The sequence below is a fragment of the Bradyrhizobium sp. SZCCHNS3016 genome (assembly GCF_032484535.1).
GTDB lineage: Bacteria > Pseudomonadota > Alphaproteobacteria > Rhizobiales > Xanthobacteraceae > Bradyrhizobium.
Genome location: NZ_JAUETE010000017.1, coordinates 58,743 through 83,598, shown reverse-complemented (window position 1 = coordinate 83,598; position 24,856 = coordinate 58,743). Strand labels below are relative to the sequence as shown.

The 24,856-nt window shown below is 66.1% G+C and carries 18 protein-coding genes; 12 read left to right on the top strand and 6 right to left on the bottom strand.

Features of this window, described 5'->3' with window-relative positions:
• Positions 1 to 8 precede the first annotated feature (8 nt).
• Complete coding sequence (locus tag QW881_RS27515; protein ID WP_315759059.1) at positions 9 to 1,223, bottom strand: aminotransferase class I/II-fold pyridoxal phosphate-dependent enzyme; 1,215 nt, start codon at positions 1,221 to 1,223, stop codon at positions 9 to 11.
• 811 nt (positions 1,224 to 2,034) lie between these two features.
• Between QW881_RS27515 and bamA the strand changes: the two genes are divergently transcribed.
• Complete coding sequence (bamA, locus tag QW881_RS27510; RefSeq protein ID WP_315759058.1) at positions 2,035 to 4,539, top strand: outer membrane protein assembly factor BamA; 2,505 nt, start codon at positions 2,035 to 2,037, stop codon at positions 4,537 to 4,539.
• Positions 4,540 to 5,266: 727 nt separating this feature from the next.
• Here bamA and QW881_RS27505 read toward each other — a convergent pair.
• Both QW881_RS27505 and QW881_RS27500 read right to left on the bottom strand, forming a co-directional pair.
• Complete coding sequence (locus QW881_RS27505; RefSeq protein WP_315715219.1) at positions 5,267 to 6,643, bottom strand: IS30 family transposase; 1,377 nt, start codon at positions 6,641 to 6,643, stop codon at positions 5,267 to 5,269.
• A gap of 581 nt (positions 6,644 to 7,224) precedes the next feature.
• Entirely contained in the window at positions 7,225 to 7,983 is a 759-nt protein-coding gene (locus QW881_RS27500; RefSeq protein WP_315758637.1) for an SDR family oxidoreductase, read from the bottom strand.
• 186 nt (positions 7,984 to 8,169) lie between these two features.
• Between QW881_RS27500 and QW881_RS27495 the strand changes: the two genes are divergently transcribed.
• The gene (locus tag QW881_RS27495) at positions 8,170 to 9,696 is read left to right on the top strand and encodes a malonyl-CoA synthase (RefSeq protein WP_315758638.1); all 1,527 of its coding nucleotides are present in this window, start codon (positions 8,170 to 8,172) and stop codon (positions 9,694 to 9,696) included.
• 7 nt (positions 9,697 to 9,703) lie between these two features.
• Here the strand turns inward: QW881_RS27495 and QW881_RS27490 are convergent, their stop codons facing one another.
• Positions 9,704 to 9,961 carry a hypothetical protein gene (locus tag QW881_RS27490; protein WP_315758639.1) on the bottom strand — a complete coding sequence of 86 codons (258 nt, stop codon included), beginning with the start codon at positions 9,959 to 9,961 and terminating at the stop codon, positions 9,704 to 9,706.
• 556 nt (positions 9,962 to 10,517) lie between these two features.
• Between QW881_RS27490 and sdhC the strand changes: the two genes are divergently transcribed.
• The 10 genes from sdhC (at position 10,518) to QW881_RS27440 (ending at position 22,357) form a co-directional block, all read left to right on the top strand.
• On the top strand, positions 10,518 to 10,916 hold the full coding sequence (sdhC, locus tag QW881_RS27485; protein WP_315758640.1) for a succinate dehydrogenase, cytochrome b556 subunit: 399 nt from the start codon (positions 10,518 to 10,520) through the stop codon (positions 10,914 to 10,916).
• A gap of 20 nt (positions 10,917 to 10,936) precedes the next feature.
• Entirely contained in the window at positions 10,937 to 11,311 is a 375-nt protein-coding gene (gene sdhD, locus QW881_RS27480) for a succinate dehydrogenase, hydrophobic membrane anchor protein (protein WP_315740508.1), read from the top strand.
• A 3-nt stretch (positions 11,312 to 11,314) separates the two neighbouring features.
• Entirely contained in the window at positions 11,315 to 13,153 is a 1,839-nt protein-coding gene (sdhA, locus tag QW881_RS27475) for a succinate dehydrogenase flavoprotein subunit (RefSeq protein WP_315758641.1), read from the top strand.
• 48 nt (positions 13,154 to 13,201) lie between these two features.
• On the top strand, positions 13,202 to 13,984 hold the full coding sequence (locus QW881_RS27470; RefSeq protein WP_315740445.1) for a succinate dehydrogenase iron-sulfur subunit: 783 nt from the start codon (positions 13,202 to 13,204) through the stop codon (positions 13,982 to 13,984).
• A 121-nt stretch (positions 13,985 to 14,105) separates the two neighbouring features.
• Positions 14,106 to 16,256, top strand: coding sequence for an ATP-binding protein (locus QW881_RS27465; RefSeq protein ID WP_315758642.1), 2,151 nt, complete (start codon positions 14,106 to 14,108; stop codon positions 16,254 to 16,256).
• Between the two features lie 64 nt (positions 16,257 to 16,320).
• On the top strand, positions 16,321 to 18,276 hold the full coding sequence (locus tag QW881_RS27460) for an ABC transporter ATP-binding protein/permease (RefSeq protein WP_315758643.1): 1,956 nt from the start codon (positions 16,321 to 16,323) through the stop codon (positions 18,274 to 18,276).
• A gap of 118 nt (positions 18,277 to 18,394) precedes the next feature.
• Positions 18,395 to 19,222 (top strand): FkbM family methyltransferase, encoded by an 828-nt coding sequence (locus QW881_RS27455; protein ID WP_316159114.1) that lies wholly within the window; start codon positions 18,395 to 18,397, stop codon positions 19,220 to 19,222.
• An 86-nt stretch (positions 19,223 to 19,308) separates the two neighbouring features.
• Positions 19,309 to 19,794 (top strand): pyridoxamine 5'-phosphate oxidase family protein, encoded by a 486-nt coding sequence (locus QW881_RS27450; RefSeq protein ID WP_315758645.1) that lies wholly within the window; start codon positions 19,309 to 19,311, stop codon positions 19,792 to 19,794.
• Positions 19,794 to 20,012 (top strand): hypothetical protein, encoded by a 219-nt coding sequence (locus QW881_RS27445; RefSeq protein ID WP_315758646.1) that lies wholly within the window; start codon positions 19,794 to 19,796, stop codon positions 20,010 to 20,012. Before QW881_RS27450 ends, QW881_RS27445 begins: the two co-directional genes overlap by 1 nt.
• A gap of 245 nt (positions 20,013 to 20,257) precedes the next feature.
• Entirely contained in the window at positions 20,258 to 22,357 is a 2,100-nt protein-coding gene (locus QW881_RS27440; RefSeq protein ID WP_315758647.1) for an OmpA family protein, read from the top strand.
• Between the two features lie 244 nt (positions 22,358 to 22,601).
• On the opposite strand, the gene argG is transcribed toward QW881_RS27440, so the two are convergent.
• Positions 22,602 to 23,939: an argininosuccinate synthase gene (argG, locus tag QW881_RS27435; RefSeq protein WP_315758649.1), complete on the bottom strand. Its 1,338-nt coding sequence runs from the start codon at positions 23,937 to 23,939 to the stop codon at positions 22,602 to 22,604.
• 102 nt (positions 23,940 to 24,041) lie between these two features.
• Positions 24,042 to 24,821 carry a phosphatase PAP2 family protein gene (locus tag QW881_RS27430; RefSeq protein WP_315758650.1) on the bottom strand — a complete coding sequence of 260 codons (780 nt, stop codon included), beginning with the start codon at positions 24,819 to 24,821 and terminating at the stop codon, positions 24,042 to 24,044.
• Between the last annotated feature and the right edge of the window lie 35 nt (positions 24,822 to 24,856).

The following is a 24,856-nucleotide window of genomic DNA, read 5'->3' as shown; positions in this document are numbered from 1 at the left end:
CCCCGCGATTATCCCAGGACCTCGACCAGCCGGTGCAACGCCTCACCGGTGGAGTCGGCATCGGCCACCAGCGCCAGCCGGATATAGCCGACGCCTGGATTGAAGCCGTCGGCTTGCGGCCGCGCCAGGTAGCTGCCGGGCACAACCCGCACGCCGGCGTCGCGATACAGCCGCAGCGTCACCTCCTCGTCGCCGCCGCGATCGGCGACGTCGAGCCAGACGCAGAAGCCGCCATCGGGCCGCCTGTAGCCATAACGGTTGCCGATGATCTGGTCGGCGAGGTCGAACTTGGCGCGGTACAGCCGCCGGTTGTCCTCGACATGCGCCTCGTCGCCATAGGCGGCCACCGCGACGTGCTGCAGCGGCACCGGCACCTGCGGCGCCGCGACGTTGCGCAGCTCGTGGAAGGCGGCGAGGAATTTGCGGTCGCCGGCGGCGAAGCCGATGCGCATGCCCGGCACGTTGGAGCGCTTCGACAGCGATTGGAACGCGACGACGTTGGCGTAGTCGGGGCCGGCATGCTCGAGCATGCTGCCGGGCGCCTGTCGCGTGTAGATCTCCGAATAGCACTCGTCGCTGAAGATCAGGAAGCCATGGCGGTCGGCGAACCGGACCAGCTTGCGCATGTAGTCCGGGCTGGCCACCGAGCCCTGCGGATTGGCGGGCGTGGCGAGATAGAACGCGACAGTGCGCGAAAGCGTCGTCTCGTCGATCGCATCGAGATCGGGCAGGAAGCCGTTGTCGCGCGTGGTCGGCAGATAGATGGAGTCGCAGCCGGCGGTACGGGCGCCGACGCCATACACCGGATAGAACGGGTTCGGCATCAGGATCGCCGGTCGTCCGCGGCGCGGGCCGACATGGCGGAGCGCCGCATGGGCGGCGAAGAACAGGCCCTCGCGGCTGCCGTTCAGGACGAGAATCTCGTGCTCGGGATCGATCGCGCGCGGCAGCGCGAATCGCCGCGCCAGCCAGCCGGCGGCCGCCTTGCGGAACGGCTCGATGCCCTTGGCGGCTGGGTAGCGGCCGAACTCGGCGATGTGCTGGGCCAATACAGGCCCGACGAAGTCCGGCACCGGATGCTGCGGCTCGCCAACGGCGAGCGTGATCATCGGCTTGCCCGGCTTGTAGGGGGCGAGCAGCTCGTTCAGCCGCGCAAACGGCGAGCGTTCGCTCTCCGAATGGCTGGCGCCAGCGGGCGCGGGGGATGAAGCGATCATTGCCATACGTAAAACGCGCGCCAAACCAGTGGAAGCCGCCGATCGCCCATGAACCGGTGCCTTTGTGGTCACCATAGGTGGGGCGAGGTTAAGACGCGATTAACCATCGGCGCTGCCGCCCGTTTTGATCGGTTTTTCCGGCCCGATCCAGAGGCAATTTCGCAACAGCGGCGGACATTGTGGTGATTCGGGTGGGGCGGCGGGAACCGTAGGAGGGCAAGGCGACCGCCGAAGGCGGCGGCTTGCACACCGCCGAGCAGCGCATTCGCGGTCAGACCGTGGGCATCGCGCTGCCGCGACCTCGGATGGAGCCGCGGCACCGCCGCGCTTCTGCCCATCCTACGGGCCATCGGCTTGCGCGCGAGGGAAAACGGGCGGCCCGGTGCGCCGGAATATCAATGGGAATCTACGCGCACCGGGCCTTGGCCGAACTACTTGGGGGCTTAGTTCGGATGACGATCAATTAGCACCCTCGTTTTTCCCTCGTATTGCCAACTTCCGAAGATTTGTAGAATTTGATTTCGGAAGCCACCGAATGCGGCGCGGCCGGGCCGATTGCTTAACGGAGATGTCCGTCTCAGCCGTGGCTTTCCGGTCGCAGCGCGGGCGGCGCACTTATTAGCTGCTCATACCCTCTGCCGCTCGGTTGGCCCGAGAATCTTGTCTGACCGGAAACACTCAGTCACATCCCGCATCATCAGACATTTCACGAAACGAGATCGGCGCATCGCGACCATCTTTGACGGGCATCAGCGATTCCGGTGGCGTGCCGACGAACGTGTGCGCGCCGAGGACTCTGACTTTCGAAAGAGCGTCGATGATGCGTCTGAGACTGCCGGGCGTGCTTGCCCTGATCGTGCTGGCCCTGCCAATGACCGCGCCGCCCCGCATCGCGATGGCAGCGCCGGCCGCGGTTGCGACCTTGATCACGGTCGAGGGTAACAGGCGCGTCGAATCCGACACCATCCGCTCTTACTTCAAGCCGGGTCCCACCGGCACGCTCGATGCCGGCCAGGTCGACGACGGCCTCAAGGCCCTGGTCCAGACCGGCCTGTTCGCCGACGTGAAGATCGACCGGCAGGGCGGCCGGCTGATCGTGCGCGTGGTCGAGAATCCCGTGATCGGCCGCGTCGCCTTCGAGGGCAACAAGAAGGTCAAGGACGAACAGCTCACCGCGGAAGTGCAGTCGAAGCCGCGTGGCACGCTGTCCCGTCCGATGGTTCAGTCGGACGCGCAGCGCATCGCCGAGATCTACCGCCGCTCCGGCCGCTACGACGTCCGCGTCACGCCCGAGATCATCGAGCAGCCCAACAACCGCGTCGACCTCGTCTTCACCATCGAAGAGGGCGTCAAGACGGGCGTGAAGTCGATCAGCTTCGTCGGCAACAACGCCTATTCCGCCGCGCGCCTGCGCGACGTCATCAAGACGCACGCAACGAACTGGCTCAGCTTCCTCGGCAACAACGACGTCTACGACCCCGACCGCGTCGAGGCCGATCGCGACCTGATCCGCCGCTTCTATCTGAAGAACGGCTATGCGGACGTTCAGGTCGTCGCGGCGCTCAGCGAATATGACCCGGATCAGAAGGGCTTCCTGGTCACGTTTCAGATCGAGGAGGGCCAGCAATACCGCGTCAGCTCGGTGCAGTTCCAGTCGAGCGTCGCGGCGCTCGACGCCAACACGCTGCGCGGCTATTCGCGCGTCAATGTCGGCGCGCTCTACAACGTCGAGCAGCTCGAGAAATCGGTCGAGGAGATGCAGATCGAGGCATCGCGTCGCGGCTTTGCCTTCGCCGTCGTGCGTCCGCGCGGCGACCGCAATCTGGAAGCGCATACGGTCGCGATCGTGTTCCAGGTCGACGAGGGCCCGCGCACCTATATCGAGCGCATCACCATCCGCGGCAACACCCGCACCCGCGACTACGTGATCCGGCGCGAGTTCGATCTGTCCGAGGGCGACGCCTACAACCGCGCGCTGGTCGACCGCGCCGAGCGCCGGCTGAAGAACCTCGACTTCTTCAAAGACGTGAAGATCACGGCCGAGCCGGGCTCGTCGAGCGACCGCGTCATCCTCGTGGTCAATCTGGAGGAAAAGTCGACCGGCGACCTCTCCGTTTCCGGCGGCTATTCGACCACCGATGGCGCGCTGGGCGAGGTCTCGATTTCGGAGCGCAACTTCCTCGGCCGCGGTCTGTACGCCAAGGCGTCCGTGAGCTACGGCCAATACAGCAGGGGCGTCTCGCTGTCCTTCGTCGAGCCTTATCTGCTCGACAACCGGATCGCGCTCGGCCTGGATGTCTACTACAAGCAGCAATTGGCGAACAGCTATACGAGCTATGGTGTGACGACGATCGGCTTCAGCCCGCGGCTCGGCTTCCAGTTGCGCGAAGACCTCTCGCTCCAGCTGCGATACTCGCTCTATCGCCAGGAGATATCGCTGCCGTCCTACTACCAGAACTGCAACAACAACACCGCCAACAGCCTGCTCGCCTTCAACCCGACCCCGGCCTACATCAAGAGCGTGCTCGGCGGCGTCGATCCGACCAATTCGACCAGCTCGGGCTATTATGGCTGGGGCTGCTACGGCGATGGCGAATCGAGCCTGCCGGTCCGCAAGGAGCTGAGCGACGGCGCCGCGCTGACCTCCGCGCTCGGCTACACGCTCAGCTACAACACGCTCGACAACAACAAGAACCCGACGGATGGTCTGCTGATCGACTGGAAGCAGGATTTCGCCGGCGTCGGCGGCAATGTCAGCTACCTCAAGTCGGCGGTCGATGCGAAATATTACTCGCCGCTGGTGGCCGACATTATCGGCATCATCCACCTGCAGGGCGGCATGCTGAACAAGATCGGCGACAAGGATCTGCGGATGCTCGACCACTTCCAGATGGGACCGAGCCTGGTGCGCGGCTTCGCCTCGAACGGAATCGGGGCGCGCGACATCACTTATGCGAGCCTCAGCGCGACCGGCGACGCGCTCGGGGGCACCAAATATTGGGGCGCCTCGGCCGAGCTGCAGATGCCGTTCTGGTTCCTGCCGAAGGAAGTGGGCTTGAAGGGCGCCGTCTATGCCGATGCCGGTTCGCTGTGGGGCTATCAGGGCCCGACCTCCTGGGCGGCGACCGGCGAGGTCAACACCGCGACCTGCAAATGCGGCCTGCTGTACGATGACAGCAAGGTGGTGCGCTCCTCCGTCGGCGTCGGCCTGATCTGGGCCTCGCCCTTCGGCCCGCTCCGCTTCGACTACGCGGTGCCGCTGTCCAAGGGCAAATACGACACCGTCCAGGAGTTCAGGTTCGGCGGCGGCACGTCGTTCTGAGCGCGGATGAAGCAGGCTTGATTGATCTGCGAGCGTTGGAATCTCGCCTTGACGCCAGCGGCGGTGCGCTCCCCTCCCCCTTGTGGGGAGGGGTCGGGGGTGGGGGTCCACGAATCATGTTCGACATGAGAGTCAAAGCCCATGCCCTGATATCGGCGATAGCGCCGCTTGCTGTTCGCCCGGCATTCACGCCACTGAAGTCAGCGCCCGCGGACCCCCACCCCCAACCCCTCCCCGCAAGGGGGAGGGGAGCCGACCGTCTGCGCGGCGCACAGTGCGGTCCACATGATCTCTGATCAGCTTGATCTCCCATGAGAGAGATCGCATCAGAGATGATCGCGTCGATCGAATGATGTTGTTCGCGTCCCTCCCATGCGCAAATTGCCCGTCGAGCCAGTTTGTCGCACGCTGCCGGCGTTGCATCGTCGGGCAAATCACCTGCACATTTCCGCACGTCCCTGCTGCCGCATGAGGGGCGTTTCGCGACCGTCACGAACCGTTGGCAGTGGGATGCGATGGGCGTGTGTTGCTGCAGCGTGGTCGCCACGCGGACGAACAGCGACACGCGCACGGTCAAGTCGCGCGGTCCTGATATCCCGATGCTGATATCAAGCGGGTGCTGATGCTAGCGTGTCGCGCTCGTGATGGTGGCCAACAAGCCCGGCGCGCCAAGGAGAACGCGAAGCAGCCGTTAAAACCGTTGCGCAGGGAGGGCCGGGTGGCGGGCTCAAGCGGTGGTCGCAACACCAAGTGTTTTCATTCGTGACAGCAGCTCGTCAAGCGCCTCTGCTGGAGTTTTCCATCCTAGCGTCTTTCTCGGTCGGGAATTGAGCGCTGCGGCCACGGCGGCGATCTCGTCAGCATCGTAGACGCTCAGATCGGTACCTTTCGGGAAGTACTGCCGCAGCAGGCCATTCGTGTTCTCGTTCGTGCCACGTTGCCAGGGGCTTCTTGGATCGCAGAAGTAGATCTGAAGGTCTGTATCGATCTTGAGGTCACTGTGTTGAGCCATTTCGGTCCCCTGATCCCAGGTTAGCGAGCGGCGGAGTTCTTTGGGCAAGGTGACGATGGTGCGCGTGATCGCATCGCGTACCGCTTCAGCTCCGTGTCCGGAGAGCGCAGGCCCATCCTTCGTACGTGGGCCGTCGTCAAACCCCGGCAACCGTGGAAGGTGTAGGAGCATTGTAAACCGCGTGCTGCGTTCGACCAGCGTGCCGATTGCCGAGCTGGCGGAGCCGACGATCAGATCTCCTTCCCAATGTCCCGGCACAGCTCGATCCGCGACTTCGGCCGGACGCTCACTGATCATGATCTCCGGCGATATGAAGCCTTTGCTGCGCTTCCGCGTACGCGCTCGGGGCACGCGCAGCGCACGTCCCGTTCGCAAACAGGACGACAACTCGCGTTTCAGCGCTCCTCGGCCCTGAACAAAAAGCGCCTGGTAAATGGCTTCGTGGCTGATGCGCATCGCCTCGTCATCCGGGAAGTCGATCGGCAAGCGCCGGGCAATCTGCTCGGGACTCCACGCTTTCGTCCACCCCTGATCCTGGCTAGAGCCCGCACGACCGGCCTTCCGCCGAACGCCGCCTGGAGGCGCGACAAACCCTGCAAGCCGCTCTTCAACATAAGCGCGCAAGGCGGCGTTGCTTGCAAGCTTGCTCGGCTTAGGACGCCGGGCCGATCGATCTGCATGCCACTGGGCGGCCGTCGCCCGATAGGCCATCTTGCCGCCGTGCGTGGCTGCATTGCGATCGAGTTCACGGGAGATGGTCGAGGGAGACCGATTGAGGCGCCGTGCTATCTCTCGTACAGAATGGCGCTGCGCATTCAGCAGCGCAATCTCTTCGCGCTCAGAAAAGGAGAGGTGCCGTCCGGAGAGCGGCTTCGCTGAAGGTCGGAACATTGCCGGTGCCACGCCGCCCGCTTTTCGAAATAATCGGGGGCCGACAGCATCCGATAATCCAGCAGCCAGCGCAGCATTCTCGCTGTTCAATCCAGCGGCAATCCCACGCCAAAATTTCTGCTGTTCCGCACGCCCCGCAACTGGTGGGCGCCCCAATGATCCCAGCTTGCCCCGCGTTGACCGTTTCTTTCGAATGCCCATCGCAACCTCCTCATCGAGTGTTGCGACGACCAATTGAATCCACCGGTGTGTTCGGCCAGACCTGTGGTACCTGCCGCCTGCATTTTCTTTCGCAGGCGGGCCACGGGCGCGGCCAGCGCCCGGCCTTCCCTGCGCCCTCTGTTTTCCGAGGGCGGTGAGTTTCAGCACAGCTCGGGCGCATCGTGTCGCGAGAACGAGATCGTTCGCCTTCGAGCTGCTTCTCGGAGGCAACGTCGGGCGCGCCAACCACAGCTGTCGTCCCGGGCAAGCGCGAAGCGCGCCGACCCGGGATCCATAACCACAGGGTTCAGTTGTCTTGCACGGGACTCGCAGCCTGCCTCTTACAAACATCGCGCGGTATGGGTCCCTGCGTTCGCAGGGACGACACCGGTTATTTGGCGCGCGCTCGGCCCTCACGATCCAAACAAAAAAGAAAGGGGCCCCGGCTTGCACTGGAGCCCCTCAACGGTCAGGACATTGCCGGGTATTTGCCCGAACCGAAGTTGCGGACCTGGTCGCGTACGACCAAGTCCTGGGCAGTAGTTGTGGGCGCGCTCGCCTTGCCTGATATCCGGCGCTCCTCAATCCCTCTTGCCCGGCGTCTGAATGAATCCCCGATTCCACGTCGGGCTGATCAGGATCTCGTTGACGCAGACGCGCGGCGGCATGTTCGCGACGAAGGCGATGGTGCGGCCGAGATCCTCCGGCTGAAGCATCCTCGCTTGCTCCGCGGCGCTCGGCACCACCGGCCGCTGCTCCAGGATCGGCGTTGCGACCTCGCCGGGCATCAGGCAGCAGGCGCGCAGGCCGTTCACGCATTCCTCCATGTTGAACGAGTGCGTCAGCGCCAGCACCGCGTGCTTGGTCGAGGTGTAGGCCGGTCCCGGCATCTTCGAGACATAACGGCCGGCCCAGGACGAGACGTTGATGATGGTGCCGTCCTGCTGCGCCCGCATCGCCGGCAGCACCGCCTTCATGCAGTAGAGCACACCGTTGAGATTGATCTCGACCAGCTGGTTCCAGCCATCGATCGTCATGTCGTCCCAGCGCCGCTTCGGCACGTTGACGCCGGCGGAGTTGACCAGCAGATCGATGCGGCCGTGCCGCGCCAGGATGGCATCGGCCGCGGCCTGCACGTCGGCGGCCTTGGCAACGTCGAGCGGAACGGCCTCGGCCGTGCCGCCGGCCGCGGCAATCTTGGCCACCACGGCCTGGAGCGCGGCCGTGCGCCGGCCCGAGACGATCACCGTCCAGCCGTCGGCCGCGAGCGCCAGTGCGCCGGCCTCGCCGATTCCGGTGCCGCCGCCGGTGATCCACGCGATCCGTTTTCCCTTGACCATATCCCAGCGTCTCCCGTTGCCTTCGAAAGGGCGTTTTTGCTAGAGCAGCCTCGATCAGAGATGGCGACCGTGGTGATGGCGATGTCACCGGTCTTGTTCGCCGTCCCGGCCCTTTTCGTCTTCGTCGAGCATGATGTTCCGCCGGCTGGCACTGCCGGCCTGCCGATGCTCCCAGGGGAATGTTGCATGAACCAAGCCGCCAACGCCAATCTGTTCTCCCGCCTGTTCGATGGCCTCGACGATCCCAGCCGCCTGGCGATCGAGACCCATGACGGCCAGCGCATCACCTACGGCGACCTGATCGCGCGGGCAGGGCAGATGGCGAACGTGCTGGCGGCTCGCGGCGTCAAGCCGGGCGACCGGGTTGCGGCGCAGACCGAGAAGTCGGTGTCCGGCCTCGTGCTCTATCTCGCCACGGTGCGTGCAGGCGGCGTTTATCTGCCGCTCAACACCGCCTATACGCTCAACGAGCTCGACTATTTCATCGGCGACGCCGAGCCGACCGTCGTCGTCTGCGATCCGGCCAAGGCCGAGGGCATCGGCGCGCTGGCGGCCAAGGTCGGCGCCAAGGTGGAAACGCTCGATGCGTCGGGCACCGGCTCGCTGACGGAAGCCGCCGACAAGGCCGGCTCCGCCTTCACCACCGTGCCGCGCAGCGCCGACGATCTCGCCGCCATTCTCTATACGTCGGGCACCACCGGCCGCTCCAAGGGCGCGATGCTGTCTCACGACAATCTCGCCTCGAACTCGCTGACCCTGATCGACTACTGGCGCTTCACCAAGGACGACGTGCTGATCCACGCGCTGCCGATCTATCACACCCATGGCCTGTTCGTGGCCAGCAACGTCACGCTGTTCGCGCGGGCGTCGATGATCTTCCTGCCCAAGCTCGATCCGGACCTGATCATCAACCTGATGGCGCGCGCCACCGTGCTGATGGGTGTGCCGACGTTCTACACGCGGCTGTTGCAGAACCCGCGGCTGTCGAAGGAGACGACCAGCCACATGCGGCTGTTCATCTCCGGCTCGGCGCCGCTGCTCGCCGATACCCATCGCGAATGGTTCGCGCGGACCGGCCATGCCGTCCTCGAGCGCTACGGCATGACCGAGACCAACATGAACACGTCGAATCCTTACGAGGGCGAGCGCGTGCCCGGCGCGGTCGGCTTCCCGCTGCCCGGAGTCTCGGTGCGCGTCACCGATCCGGAAACGGCCAAGGAGCTCGCGCGCGACGAGATCGGCATGATCGAGGTGAAGGGCCCGAACGTGTTCAAGGGCTATTGGCGTATGCCTGAGAAGACCAAGTCGGAATTCCGTGACGATGGCTTCTTCATCACCGGCGATCTCGGCAAGATCGACAAACAGGGCTACGTCCACATCGTCGGCCGCGGCAAGGATCTCGTGATCTCCGGCGGCTTCAACGTCTACCCGAAGGAGATCGAGAGCGAGATCGACGCCATGCCGGGCGTGGTCGAGTCCGCCGTCATCGGTGTGCCGCATCCTGATTTCGGCGAAGGTGTCACCGCGGTCGTGGTGCGCCATCCGGGGGCTGATGTCAGCGAGGCCGGCGTGCTCAAGGGCCTCGACGGCCGATTGGCAAAATTCAAGATGCCCAAGCGCGTGTTCGTGGTCGACGAGCTGCCGCGCAATGCGATGAGCAAGGTGCAGAAGAACGTGCTGCGTGATCAGTACAAGGACATCTATACGAAGTGACGGCGGCCTAGCGCCGTCGTCCGATCGCGAGGCCGGCGAGCGCGGCCAGCGGCGGCGCGGCGCAGATCAGCACGAATTCGAGCACGGCGAGCGAGGCAATCTCATGCTGGATGGCCAGCGCGAGACAGGCAGCGAACAGGCCTGCGGCGGTGAAGCCGAGCACGCAGGTCAGGGGCTCCTCGACGGGCTCGTGCGACGACACCTTGCGCGCCGGCAGTGCCGCCGGGCGTTCGGTGGTTGTCGGTCGGACCGTCGGCAGCGGCATCGAGGCTCCCTGCACCGCGTCTATTGTACCTCGCTCAGACTAAGCTGCTTCGCCCGGCGGCGATATGCGGCAAAATCGACCGGCGGAGGGCTGCGCGGCGTTGCCAGGAACGGGAGAGATCGAGGGAGATTTGCTCCAGCGCAGGCGGTCGCGGTGCGGGTTGTTGCTCCGCGAATCGCTCTGGGCAGGTTTGCAGAATCATCAGATGACGCTGGCTCTTGTCGCGAAACCGGCTCTCTCAGGACCGTGGTTAAGCGGTGAATCAATGCTCGACATTCCGTGCCCTTCAACAGTCTCGCCGCGTTGGGCGCGGCCTTGCTGAGGAGATAGGAATGAACAATAGTTCGCCGCATCCGGCCGTGAACGGTTTCTGGTATACCACGGCGGCCATTGGCCCTTTTTCCACCGGTCGCCTAGTACTGAATCGTCGTTCGGTTTTGGGCGATTTGTTCGTTGCAACGCCTGTTCCTTCTCCGTAAATAAAGCCCGCCTTGCCGATCCACATGGCCGCAAGCCCCTTCCGTTCACGGCCCACAAGAAATCATCAAAGCAACCAATGACAGCCAGGATCGAACGACCGCTTTCGCCGCATCTGCAAACCTACCGCTGGACGCTGACGATGATCCTCTCGATCGTCCATCGCGCCACCGGGGTTGCACTATATTTCGGGACGCTGCTGCTGGCCTGGTGGTTGATCGCCGCCGCGTCTGGTCCCAGCGCCTACTCCTACGTCCAGGGGTTCATGGGCAGCTTCGTCGGCCGCCTGATCGTGTTCGGCTACACCTGGGCGCTGCTGCACCATCTCTTGTCCGGCATCCGCCACTTCGTCTGGGATCTCGGCTACGGCTTCAAGCCCAATGAGCGCGAGACGCTCACCTGGGGCGCCCTGATCGGGGGCATCACGTTGACTGTCCTGGTCTGGATCGTGGCTTACGCAGTGGGAGGCGGCCGATGAGCAACGCACGCGCGAAGTCGATGCGCACCCCGCTCGGGCGCGTCCGCAACCTCGGCGCGGCCCATTCGGGCACCGGTGATTTCTGGCGCCAGCGCATCACCGCGGTCGCGATGACCCTGTTGATCGTGCCGGTCGTGATCGTGGTGATCATGCTGCTCGGCCGCAACCAGGCCGGCGCGGCGCAGATCCTGGGCTCGATTCCGATTGCCGTGATCATGCTGCTGTTCGTGATCGCGAGCTGCTGGCACATGAAGATCGGCATGCAGGTCGTGATCGAGGACTACGTGCACAGCGAGCCGCTCAAGCTCGTCGCGATCATGGCCAACAACTTCTTCGCGGTGACCGTGGCGCTCGCCTCGATCTACGCCCTCATCAAACTGTCCACTGGAGTCTAGGCCATGGCCGGCGGAGCAAATGGCAGCGCGAACGGCGCGCCCGCGACGAACGGAAAAGCATATCCGATCGAGGACCACACCTATGACGTCGTCGTGGTCGGCGCCGGCGGCGCAGGCCTGCGCGCGGTCGTCGGCTGCAGCGAGGCGGGCCTGCGCACCGCCTGCATCACCAAGGTGTTCCCGACCCGCTCGCATACGGTGGCGGCGCAGGGCGGCATCTCGGCCTCGCTCGGCAACATGCATCAGGACGACTGGCGCTGGCACATGTACGACACCGTCAAGGGGTCGGACTGGCTCGGCGACCAGGACGCGATCGAATACATGGTGCGCAACGCGCCCGAGGCGGTCTACGAGCTCGAGCATTGGGGCGTGCCGTTCTCGCGCACCGAGGACGGCAAGATCTACCAGCGGCCGTTCGGCGGCATGACCCTGGACTACGGCAAGGGCCAGGCGCAGCGCACCTGCGCCGCCGCCGACCGCACCGGCCACGCCATGCTGCACACCATGTATGGCCAGTCGCTGCGGCACGCCGCGGAGTTCTTCATCGAGTTCTTCGCCATCGACCTGATCATGGACGACCAGGGCGTCTGCCGTGGCGTCATCGCGCTCAAGCTCGATGACGGCACGCTGCACCGCTTCCGCGCCCAGACCACGATCCTGGCGACGGGCGGCTATGGCCGCGCCTATGCCTCCTGCACCTCGGCGCACACCTGCACCGGTGACGGCGGCGGAATGGCGCTGCGCGCCGGCCTGCCGCTGCAGGACATGGAGTTCGTGCAGTTCCACCCGACCGGCATCTATGGCTCGGGCTGTCTTGTCACCGAAGGTGCGCGCGGCGAGGGCGGCTATCTCGTCAACGCCGAGGGCGAGCGCTTCATGGAGCGCTATGCGCCGTCCGCAAAGGACCTCGCCTCGCGAGACGTCGTCTCGCGCGCGATGACCGTCGAGATCCGCGAAGGCCGCGGCGTCGGCCGGAAGAAGGACCACATCTTCCTGCATCTCGACCATCTCGATCCGAAGGTGCTGCAGGAGCGCCTGCCCGGCATCTCCGAATCCGCCAAGATCTTCGCCAATGTCGACGTCACGCGCGAGCCGATCCCGATCGTGCCGACCGCGCACTACAACATGGGCGGCATCCCGACCAACTATCGCGCCGAGGTGCTGACCAAGAAGGACGGCGACGACAACGCGATCGTGCCCGGCCTGATGGCGGTGGGCGAGGCGGCCTGCGTCTCCGTGCACGGCGCCAACCGGCTCGGCTCGAACTCGCTGATCGACCTCGTGGTGTTCGGCCGCGCGGCGGCGCTGCGTCTGGCCGAGAAGCTGACGCCGAACGGCAAGCAGCCGGACCTGCCGAAGGACTCCGCCGATAAGGCGCTGAGCCGGCTCGATCAATATCGCCACGCCTCCGGCGGCACGCCGACCGCGAAGCTGCGCGAGAGCATGCAGAACGTGATGCAGACCAACTGTGCCGTGTTCCGCACCGGCGAGGTGCTGCAGGAAGGCCACAACCTGATTCACAAGGTGTATGGCGGCATCGGCGACATCGCAGTGTCCGACCGCTCGCTGGTGTGGAATTCCGACCTGATCGAGACGCTGGAGTTCGACAATCTGATCGCGCAGGCGGTCGTGACGATGGACTCGGCGGCGAACCGGACCGAGAGCCGCGGCGCCCATGCACGCGAGGACTTCCCGGATCGCGACGACACGAACTGGATGAAGCACACGCTGGCGTGGATCGACAGCAAGGATGGCAAGACCACGATCGATTACCGTCCGGTGCACAACTACACCATGACCAACGACGTGCAGTACATTCCGCCGAAGGCGCGCGTGTACTGATCGCGTGTGACCTGAGCCCGTCCGTCAAACCCAAGAAGGCCTTCCGAAATGGCTGAGTTCGCACTTCCGAAGAATTCTCAGATCACCGGCGGCAAGACCTGGCCCAAGCCGGCCGGCGCCGCCGAGGTTCGCGAGTTCAAGGTCTATCGCTGGAATCCGGACGACGGCAAGAATCCGAGCGTCGATACCTATTACGTCGACGTCAAAGATTGCGGCCCGATGGTGCTGGACGGGCTGATCTGGATCAAGAACCACATCGATCCGTCGCTCACCTTCCGCCGCTCCTGCCGCGAGGGCGTGTGCGGCTCCTGTGCGATGAACATCGACGGCCAGAACACCCTGGCCTGCACCAAGTCGATGCACGACGTGAAGGACGGCGCGGTCAAGATCAATCCGCTGCCGCATCAGCCTGTCGTGAAGGACCTGGTGCCGGACCTCACCAATTTCTACGCGCAATATGCCTCGATCGAGCCCTGGCTGAAGACGACCTCGCCGACGCCGCAGAAGGAATGGCGGCAGAGCCACGAGGATCGCGAGAAGCTCGACGGCCTCTACGAGTGCATCCTGTGCGCCTGTTGCTCGACCTCGTGCCCGAGCTACTGGTGGAACAGCGAGCGCTATCTCGGTCCGGCCGCGCTGCTGCAGGCCAACCGCTGGGTCAAGGACAGCCGCGACGAGGCGACCGGCGAGCGGCTCGACAATCTCGAGGATCCGTTCCGGCTGTATCGCTGCCACACCATCATGAACTGCGCCAAGGCCTGCCCGAAGGGGCTCAACCCGGCCGAGGCGATCGCGGAGCTGAAGCTCAAGCTGGTCGAGCGGCAGATATAGCCGGGCCGACCACTTTCGATCTGACCTTCCGCGCCCGAAACTGGTGCAAGTTCCGGGCGCGGCTAGTTTGTAGCTGCCGTCGATTGCGTTAAGCTCGTGGCCCTTTGAAGCCGGAGCGACCGTGCAGACCGCACAACGCAAATCGCTGACGATGCTGCGCTGGATGATGATCGCGTCCCTCGCGCTTCCCGTCGCGCTGTTCGTGATCGCGGCCTACGTATCCCACGGCACGACACATGAGGAGGCCGATCGCGAGATCCGCCGATCGCTCGACGTTGTCCACGAGCACGCGCTGAAGGTGTTCGAGACCATCGAACGCAGCCTCTCGGAGATCGACGAGGTCGTCCGCGACCTGTCGGATGCCGACATCAAGGCGCGCGAGCAGGTGCTGCATGCCCGGTTGCGGCAATTATCGGATGCGCTGCCGCAGATGAAGTCCGCCTGGGTGTTCGACGCCAATGGCCGGCCGCTGGTCAACAGCATGATCTATCCGGCGCCGGACATGACGTTCCTCGACCGCGACTACTTCAGTGCCCACGTCAAGGACAGCATCGGCACCTTCATCGGCGCGCAGTTGACGCCGCGGCCGCCCTATCAGGGCGCGCCGTTCTTCAGCATCAGCCGCCGCCGTCAGAGCGACGACGGCAGCTTCACCGGCATCATCCAGGCTTCGGTGCTTCCGGATTATTTCGAGCACTTCTATGCCCGGATCGGCCGGGCACCCGGCAGCTACTTCGCGCTGCGCCGCTTCGATGGCCTCATTCTGGCGCGCTTCCCGGCCGGCGGGAGAAGCGCGGCCGCCGACCCCAGCGACGTCCCCGCCGGGGCCGCAGATACGGAGCAGCTCGTGACCGAGATCTCGCCGGTCGATGGCGTCGAGCGTCTCGTCGGCTATCAGCGGCTCGGTGGCTATCCCGTCTACGTCTCGGCAGGGCTGGCGACGTCGACCATCCGCAACCGCTGGCTCGGCACGATCGGCCGGCACCTCATCTTCGGCATCCCGGCAACCGCGCTGCTCATCGTCTTCCTGGCCCTTGCCCGGCGGCGGACCGAGCGCCTGCACGTCGAGGCCGCCCGCCGCCTTGAAGCCGAGGATGCGCTCAAGCACGGTCAGCGCATGGAGGCGCTGGGACAACTGACCGGCGGCGTCGCGCACGACTTCAACAATCTGCTGACCGTGATCCGGGCCTCGGCCGATCTGTTGCGCCGGCCGAATCTGGCTGATGAACGGCGGCAGCGCTATATTGACGCGATCTCGGATACGGTGGCGCGCGCATCGAAGCTCACGTCGCAGCTCCTCGCGTTCGCCCGGCGCCAGACGCTGAAGCCGGAGGTCTTCGACATCGGCCGCAGCGTCGTCGCCCTGCGCGACATGACCAAGACCCTGGTCGGGTCACGCGTCGAGGTCGTGATCTCCGTTCCCGACGAGCCGTGCTACGTCAATTCCGACGCCGGCCAGTTCGAGACGGCACTGATCAACCTGGCCGTCAATGCCCGCGATGCGATGGCCGGCCAGGGACGTCTCAGCATCACCGTCGCCCCAGCAGCGGCGCTGCCGACGCCGTCGGCGCCGCACGACCGTCCGCCGCTGGGCTATGTCGTCATCACCGTCCAGGACACCGGCGTCGGCATCCCGTCGGAGCATTTCGGACGCATCTTCGAGCCATTCTTTACGACCAAGACCATCGGCCAGGGCACCGGCCTCGGTCTCTCGCAAGTGTTCGGCTTCGCCAAGCAGTCCGGCGGCGAAATCGGGGTCACGAGCGAAAAGGGTCGCGGCGCGACGTTCACGCTCTATCTGCCGCGCGTCGCTCCAGCCCAGGTGCAGCGTGGCGAGGACGGCAGCCATGCGGAGCCGATCGGCGGTCGAGGCATGTCGGTGCTGGTGGTCGAGGACAACATCGACGTCGGCAGATCGGCGACCGAAGCGCTGGCCGAGCTCGGCTATCGCACCACGCTGGTCGACAACGCCAGAGACGCGCTGGAGGAGTTGATCGGCGGCACCAGCCGGTTCGACGTCGTCTTCACCGATGTCGTAATGCCCGGCATGACCGGGCTGGAGCTTGCCGAGGAAATCAGGCGGCTCGAGCTCAACGTGCCGGTCGTGCTGGCGAGCGGTTACAGCCATGTGCTGGTGCAGCAGGGCACGCACGGTTTCGAGCTGCTGCGCAAGCCCTATTCGATCGAGGAATTGTCGCGCGTGCTGCACAAGGTCGTTCCCGTGCCGCTGTATCGCGCCCCACCGATGGCGCCGAACACGCAGGTGCCCTGAAAGCGGCGCGAATTGCGCGGGAACCCGGGTGGGAACCTTCTGGTTGCGTTGCTGTTATCGCGGAATGGGACAGGTTCGGGACATCGCGCGGCCGGGGGCACAGGCGTCCGAGAAGGCGCCGATCATCGAGATCGCCGCTGAGAATGGCACCCAGGTCGAGCCGCCGCCGCCCGAACTGGTGGAGCCTGATCCGGAGCTGTCGCCCGAAGAGGCCGAGCAACTGCGTAAGCGCTATCTGCTGACCCGGTTCTGGATCAGCGCCCGCGGCTATTGGGGCAAGAGCGGCGACGGTCTGGCGTGGGCGTTCACGCTCGGGCTGCTGTTCCTGATCGTTGCGACTGTCGGATTTCAGTACGGCATCAACGTCTGGAATCGGTCGATCTTCGACGCTATCGAGAAGCGCGATTCGGCGACCGTCTTTCATCTCACCGCGATCTTCTTCCCGCTTGCGATCGGCAGCGTCATTCTCGGCGTCGCCCAGGTCTATGCGCGCATGTCGATCCAGCGGCGCTGGCGGGCGTGGCTGACCAACAGCGTCATCACCCGCTGGCTGGCCAGCGGGCGCTACTATCAGCTCAATCTCGTCAGCGGCGACCACAAGAATCCGGAATACCGGATCGCCGAGGATCTGCGCATCGCGACCGATTCGCCGGTCGACTTCATCGCCGGCGTGACCTCGGCGCTGCTGTCGGCTGCGACCTTCATCGTCGTGCTCTGGACCATCGGCGGCGCGCTGACGCTGCATCTCGGCGCCACCGAACTCACCATTCCCGGCTTTCTGGTCATCGCCGCGATCGCCTACGCCGCCATCGCCTCGGGCTCGATCATGACGATCGGCCGCCGCTTCGTGCAGGTCTCCGAGGACAAGAACCAGGCCGAGGCCGATTTCCGCTACACCCTGACCCGCGTCCGCGAAAACGGCGAGAGCATCGCCCTGCTCGGCGGCGAGACTGAAGAGCGCGCCGGCATCGACCGGACGTTCGGCAACGTGCTGCAGCAATGGGCGCGGCTCGCTGGCCAGCACATGCGCACCACCCTGGTGTCGCAGGGCTCCAGCCTCATCGCCCCTGTCGTGCCGCTGCTGCTGTGCGCGCCGAAATTTCTCGACGGCAGCATGACGCTCGGCCAGGTCATGCAGGCGGCGAGTGCCTTCACGATCGTGCAGACCGCGTTCGGCTGGCTTGTCGACAACTATCCGCGCCTCGCCGATTGGAACGCCTGCGCCCGCCGCATCGCCTCGCTGATGATGTCGCTCGATGCGCTGGAGCGCGCCGAGCGCGGCGATGGCATTGGGCGCATCAAGCGCGGCGAGACGATGGGCGACGCGATGCTGAGCCTCACCGACTTGTCGGTCACGCTCGACGACGGCACCGCCGTTGTCGGCGAGACCGAGGTCGTGGTCGATCCCGGCGAGCGCCTGCTGGTGGCTGGCGAATCCGGGACCGGCAAGAGCACGCTGGTGCGCGCCATCGCCGGCCTGTGGCCGTGGGGTGGCGGCAGCATCAACTTCCATCCCGACCGCAAGCTGTTCATGCTGCCGCAGCGACCCTACGTGCCCTCGGGCAGCCTGCGCCGCGCAGTGGCCTATCCAGGTGCCGCTGAGGACTGGGACGTGGAGCAGGTTGGCGAAGCCCTGCACAAGGTCGGTCTCGACCATCTCAAGGACAAGATCGAGGAGGACGCGCCCTGGGATCAGACGCTCTCCGGCGGCGAGAAGCAGCGTCTCGCCTTCGCGCGCCTGCTGCTGCACAGCCCCGACATCGTCGTGCTCGATGAAGCCACCTCCGCGCTCGATGAGAAGAGCCAGGACCGGATGATGGAGATCGTGACGAGCGAGCTGCCGAAGGCCACCATCGTCAGCGTGGCGCATCGTGCCGAGCTGGAGGCCTTCCACAGCCGCAAGATCGTGCTCGAGCGGCGCAAGGGCGGCGCCAAGCTCGTCAGCGACATTGATCTCATTCCGCGCAAGGGACGGCGTCGCCTGATCGGCCGCTTCCTGCGTCAGCGCAAGGCGGCCTGAGCGGCTCGGGTATTGCCTCAGCGCGGTCCTGGTGACGACACAATGCGGCCACGCCGCCTGCATTGGAGATCGCGGCGAAACCGGCTATCACACGTCGCCCTCAGCCCAGGACGCGACCTTGACGCCCGACAACGATCCTTCTCCGCCCTCCTTTGGTGCCTTCGCTCCGAATGCCGCCCAGGCGCTGGTGATCCGGCTGGCGCACGGCTCCGGCCTGAAGCGCGGCGCGTTCCGGCCGATGTTGACGCGCGTCGTCAACGTGCTGGGGGCAGGTCCTCTGGATGTCGGCTATCAGGGCGCCAATTTCCGCTTCTATCATCAGGTCAGTGCGACCGAACGTGGTGCGCTGTTCAATCCCGACTACAATCGTGAGGAGCTGGATTTCCTGCGCAGCCACGTTCCGCCGGGCGGCGTGGTGGTGGACGTTGGCGCCAATGTCGGAACGTTCGCCTTGCCGCTCGCGCGTCACGTCGGGCCGGGCGGTCTCGTGATCGCAGTGGAGCCGCATCCGGTCATACATGCGCGGCTGAGCTTCAATCGCGATGCGTCCGCGCTGTCCCAGGTCAGGCTCGTCGCGGCGGCGGCAGGCGAGAGCGACGGCGAGGTGATGATCGAGACCGATGGCGACAATCTCGGCGCCAGCCACATCGTGACCGGAGAGGCGGGTGCTGAAGCATTCAAGGTCCCGTCGTTGCGGCTGCAGACCATCCTCGAACAGGCCGGAGCGACCAGGGTCGATGCGCTGAAGATCGACGTGGAAGGCTTCGAGGACCGCGTGCTGACCTGCTTCTTCCGTGACGCGCCTGCCGCGTTGTGGCCGCGGGCCGTCGTCATCGAACACCTATCGCGCGACGAATGGCAGAACGATTGTCTCGCCGACATGCTCGGTCGCGGCTACCGCGAATGCGGCCGCACGCGCAGCAACACGCTGCTGTCGCGCGGCTGAATCGGCATTCTGTCGCCGTCCCCAATACGTCCGGAACATCGGCGCCCCACGCGGCGTTGTCGTCCCTGACATCGAGGGAGCCGGCCATGAGCAACGACGACGCGCGCGACCAGGGTCGCGTTTGGGACCTGATGAAGAGGATCGGCTTCGCGATGCTGGTCACCCGCGACGGTGACAGGCTGCGGGCACGGCCGATGAGCGCCTATCTCGCGCGCGACGAAAACATGATCTATTTTCTCACCGACGCGCGGCATCACAAGGACGAGGAGGTCGCGCGATCGCCCCAGGTCAACCTGTCGTTCGCAGACGTCGGCAGCCAGAAATACGTGTCCCTGACGGGCACCGCGGCAATTTCCAACGATCGCGGCAAGATCCGCGAGCTGTTCTCGACGCCGGCCAAGGCCTGGTGGGACAGCGCCGAGGATCCGAACATCCGCCTCTTGAAGATCACGCCCGACGACGCCGAGTTCTGGGACTCGCCCGGCACCATCGTGCGCTACGTCAAGATGGCGGCAGCCGCCGTCAGCGGCACGCGTCCCGACCTCGGCGACCATCGAAAGGTTGCGATGTGATGCCGATCGAACCGCCAGAGATTCCGCCGGCGACGCCGGGCCGCCCGGTCGAACCGCCGCCGGAGGATCCGGTTGGCAATCCGCAGCCCGACATTCCGCCGCCGGTGTACGAACCCGATGCGCCGGCGCCGCCGCGCGAGCTGCCCGGGCAGACGCCAGACGAAATCCCCGGCCGAGGGCCGCTCGGCCCGACCACGCCCAATCCGGCCACGGATTGACCGCGATTGGAGGGTCATGATGATCGCCTGGGAAGGGGGCAGGCCGTGTGCCGGTCCCGCATCTCGGCGATTGGGCCAAGCCCTTGAAAATCAAGACTGAATGAAACCTGAATGGCGGCCCTGCGGTGGTGGTTTCGCGTCGAAATAAATCCGCCTGCGGATTTGAACTGCGCCACAATCCGGCCTAACGCATACTCGTTGATCTCTCCGTGCTTGAAAAAGATCGTTCCGGGAAAACAAGACACATGAGCAAACTTCGCGTCCTGCTGCTGGCGACGACTGCGCTGTCGGCGATGCAACTAATGAGCTCCGGCTCCCACGCGCAGAGCGCGCCGATGATCATGGCGCAGGGTCCAGGCGGCCCCGGCGGCGAGGTCGGCCCGGACGGTCGGCCCAAGCAACCGCCGCATGGTCAACCGCCAGGCCCGCCGCAGCGGCCTGGTGGCCCGCCGCCGGCCGCTGCACCGCCCCACCAGGCTCCGCCTGCAGCTCCGCCGCCGCCCGCGGCGGCTCCGCCTCGTCCTGCTCCCCCGCCGCCTCCCCCGGCAGCGGCGCCGCGGCCCGCGCCCCCGCCACCTCCCCCGCCGCCGCCGCGTGCGGAGCCACCGCGCCCCGCACCCCCGCCGCCGCGCGCAGAGCCGCCTGCGGCTCCTCCGCCGCGTCCGACACCGCCGCCGCCGGCCGCTGCGCCTCCGGCGCATCCGCCGGCCCCGCCGCCCGTGGTGCGCGAGCCCCCGCGTCCGGCGGCTCCGCCTGCTCCGCCGCCGCCCGCTGCGGCACCATCGCGGCCGACGCCGCCTTCGCCGCCCGTGGTTGCTCCGCCTCCGCCCCCTGCTCCGCCTCCAAGTGCCGCGCCGACTCAGCGGCCTGGAACGCCGCCGCCCCCGGCTGGAGCGGCGCCACCCCATTCGCCGCCGGCCGCAAGCCCCTCGCCGCAGCCTTCCGCCGCGCCGACTCCCCCTCCGGGTGGACCGGCGCCGGGAGGCCGGCCGGGCGCGGGTGGCCCGCCGCCTGGCTCCCCGCAAGGCGGGCCCCCGCCGCGGGGTGCTCCCACCGCGCCGGCCGGTACGGTCGCGCCTGCTCCGGGAACCCCGCCGGCGCCACCCGCGCCTGCGGCCACCCAGACGCCGTCGCAGCAAGGCACGCCGTCCGGCAGCCCGACGCCCGGCGGACGTCCGGGGACGCCTCCAGGCGCTCCGGGTGCGCCGCCTCCAGCGGCAGGTCCCGGTGCTGCTGGACCGGGGCCGGGACCCGCCGGCGCGCCGCAGGCCGGTCCGGGCGCTGTGCCGCCCGCCGGCCCCCCGGCCATGTCCAATCGGCCGCCGCCGCAGGTCACTGCGCCCATCCCGGCGCCGCCACCGCCGACGGCACAGCAGCTCACGCCGATCGCGCCGGGCGCGCCGATGGCTGGGCCGCAGCGGCTGGACGATTTCCGCGGCCAGCGCCGCGAGGTCCAGGAGGGCGGTCGCACGCTGATCTACGAGCCGGGACGCGTCATCGTGCGCGATCCGAGCGGCCAGTCCTTCGTGCGTCACGACGAGCTTGAGCGCTTCCGCTACGGCGCGCGTGACATCCGCGTGCAGCGGGAGGATCGCGGCGAGACGCGCACGGTGGTGATCCGCCCCGACGGCAGCCAGATCATCACGGTCACGGCGGCCGACGGCCGGCTGCTGCGCCGCATCCGCCGCGATATCGGCGGCCGCGAGATCATCATCATCGACAACGCTTATCGCGATCCCGCCGCGGTCGGCGGCTTCTATGTCGACCTGCCGCCGCCGGAGATCCGCATCCCCTACAACCGCTACATCGTCGACGCCGAGGAGGCGCCGCCGGATGTCATCTACGACACGCTGATCGCGCCACCGGTGGAGCGCGTCCAGCGCCGCTACTCGCTCGACGAGGTCCGCTACTCCCCGTCGGTGCGCCAGCTGATGCCGTCGATCGATCTCAACACGATCACTTTCGAAACCGGATCGTGGGAGATCGGTCCCGACCAGGTGGCGAAGCTGCAGGTCATCGCCGACGGCCTCAACCAGGCCATCCAGCGCAACCCGCGCGAGGTCTTCCTGATCGAAGGCCACACCGACGCGGTCGGCAACGAGACCGACAATTTGTCGCTCTCCGATCGCCGAGCCGAATCGGTCGCCACGCTGATGACGCAGCAGTTTGGCGTCCCCGCGGAGAATCTGACCTCGCAGGGCTATGGCGAGCAGTATCTGAAGGAGCAGACGCAGGGGCCGAGCCGCATCAACCGGCGCGTCACGGTCCGCCGCATCACGCCGCTGCTCAATGGCGGCCAGGCCGCGCTGCCGCCGCCGCCTCCGGGCGTGGCACCGCCGCGCTGAGGTTGCGTCCGATCTAAAAATGAAAATGGCCGGGAGCGATCCCGGCCATTTTTGTAAGTGGCAATCCGTTTCGTCCTGTTCGGTGTCGTCCCCGCGAACGCGGGGACCCATACTCACAGGATCCAGTTTTGCGATGGCTGGAGCAGCAGCCGGCTCTCACCGTGTCAGTCAGTGGATATGGGTTCCTGCGTTCGCAGGGACGACAGCGGTGGAGACGGCGCGGATTGCGCTCGACAGCTCCAACTCAGCTCTTGTCGTGGCCGAGCTGGAAGATCTCCGCGCCTTCCGATCCCGACAGCAGCCCCGTGTCCGAATAGAGCTTCAGCTTGGAGCGGGTATCGGTGATGTCGAGATTGCGCATCGTCAGCTGGCCGATGCGGTCGGCAGGCGTGAACGCGGCGTCCTCGACCTTCTCCATGCTCAGCCGCTCCGGCTGGTAGGTCAGGTTGGGGCTCTCGGTGTTGAGGATCGAGTAGTCGTTGCCGCGGCGCAGCTCCAGGGTCACCTCACCGGTGACGGCGCGCGCCACCCAGCGCTGCGCGGTCTCGCGCAGCATCAGGGCCTGCGAATCGAACCACCGGCCCTGATAGAGCAGGCGACCGAGGCGCATGCCGCTGATGCGGTACTGCTCGATCGTATCCTCGTTGTGGATGCCAGTGACGAGCCGCTCATAGGCGATGTGCAGCAGCGCCATGCCCGGCGCCTCGTAGATGCCGCGGCTCTTGGCCTCGATGATGCGGTTCTCGATCTGGTCGCTCATGCCGAGACCATGACGGCCGCCGATCGCGTTGGCCTCCAGGAACAGCGCCACGGGATCGCTGAAGGTTTGGCCGTTCAGCGCGACCGGCTGGCCTTCCTCGAAGCGGACCACGACGGTCTCCGGCTTCACGGCGCAATCCTCGCGCCAGAACGGCACGCCCATGATCGGATTGACGATGCGGATGCCGCTGCTGAGGCTCTCGAGATCCTTGGCCTCGTGGGTGGCGCCGAGCAGATTGCTGTCCGTCGAATACGCCTTCTCGGCGCTCATCTTGTAATTGAAGCCGTTGGCGGTCAGGAACGCCGACATCTCGGCGCGGCCCCCGAGCTCGTCGATGAACTGCTGGTCGAGCCAGGGCTTGTAGATCTTGAGATTGGGATTGGTGAGCAGGCCGTAGCGGTAGAACCGCTCGATATCGTTGCCCTTGTAAGTCGAGCCGTCGCCCCAGATGTTGACGCCGTCCTCCTTCATCGCGGCGACCAGCATGGTGCCGGTGACGGCGCGGCCGAGCGGCGTGGTGTTGAAATAGGTGATGCCGCCGGTCGAGATGTGGAAGGCGCCCGACTGAATCGCGGCGATGCCCTCATGCACCAGCTGAGTGCGGCAATCCACGAGGCGCGCCTTCTCCCCGCCGAAACTCAGCGCCTTGCGCGGGATCTCGTCGTAGTCGGACTCGTCGGGCTGCCCGAGATTGGCCGTGTAGGCAAAACAGCGCGCACCCTTCTGCTTCATCCAGAGCAGCGCGGCGCTGGTGTCGAGGCCGCCGGAAAAGGCGATGCCGACTTTCTCGCCCTTGGGCAGGCTTTTCAGGATCGTGGTCATGGGGAGTCCAACCAGTGTTTAGGGCTGTGCCGTTCAGAAATTCGGGCGCGAATAGCAGATTTCGCCTCGATCGGCACGCGATTAATCGGTTTCGCGCCGCGCTCAGGCCGCGGGGCTGGTGTCTGGCTGGCGGCGGCCGAACAGCCGGCGCATCAGCCGGAAGCCCGGCCAGGCGAAGCGGGTCAGCGCGGCGTCGATGCCGGCATCGGTGAGGCGGGTGGACGGCCAGCGGTAGATGTAGCCGTGCAGCAGCCAGATCACGATGAAGGTGACGAGGCCGGCGGCGGCGATGTCGGTGAGGAAGTGGCCGCCGAAGGCCATCCGCAACACCGAGGTGGCGAGGCCGAACAGGACGGCGGCGCCGTAGGCGACGGGCCGGATCGCCGGCGGCGTCAGCGCGGCCGGCGCCAGGGTCCAGAATGCGGTGGCACCCTCACCAGAGAAGAACGAGCAGTTGCGGCCGCAGCCGCCGCGCGGATCCCACCACGGCACGAACTGCATGTCGCCGCCGAACTCGGCCACGACAACCGGGCGCGGCCGGCCCCAATAGGATTTGAAGGTGAAATTGGTGAGCACGCCGGCCGAGAGCGACAAGGTCAGCAGCAGGAACGCCATGGTGCGGCCCTTCACCAGCAGGGGCCGGTCGGGACGGATGAGCTTCACCACCAGCGCAACGATGGACGGCAGCGCGATGCCCCAGGCGAGCCACATCGCGGCATCGCGCGCGAACGCGGCATAGCCGTCGAGCTTCAAGGGGAAGCTGCGCGTGCGCGGATCGTAGAACAGCGCGGCCAGCTTGAGATCGAGCTCGGGATAGACACCGAACAGCACGCCGATGACGAGCGCGAGCGACAATGCGATGAAGAGACCGGTCCGGTTCATGACGCGCGGTTTAGCGAAAGCAGGTGGCGATGGAA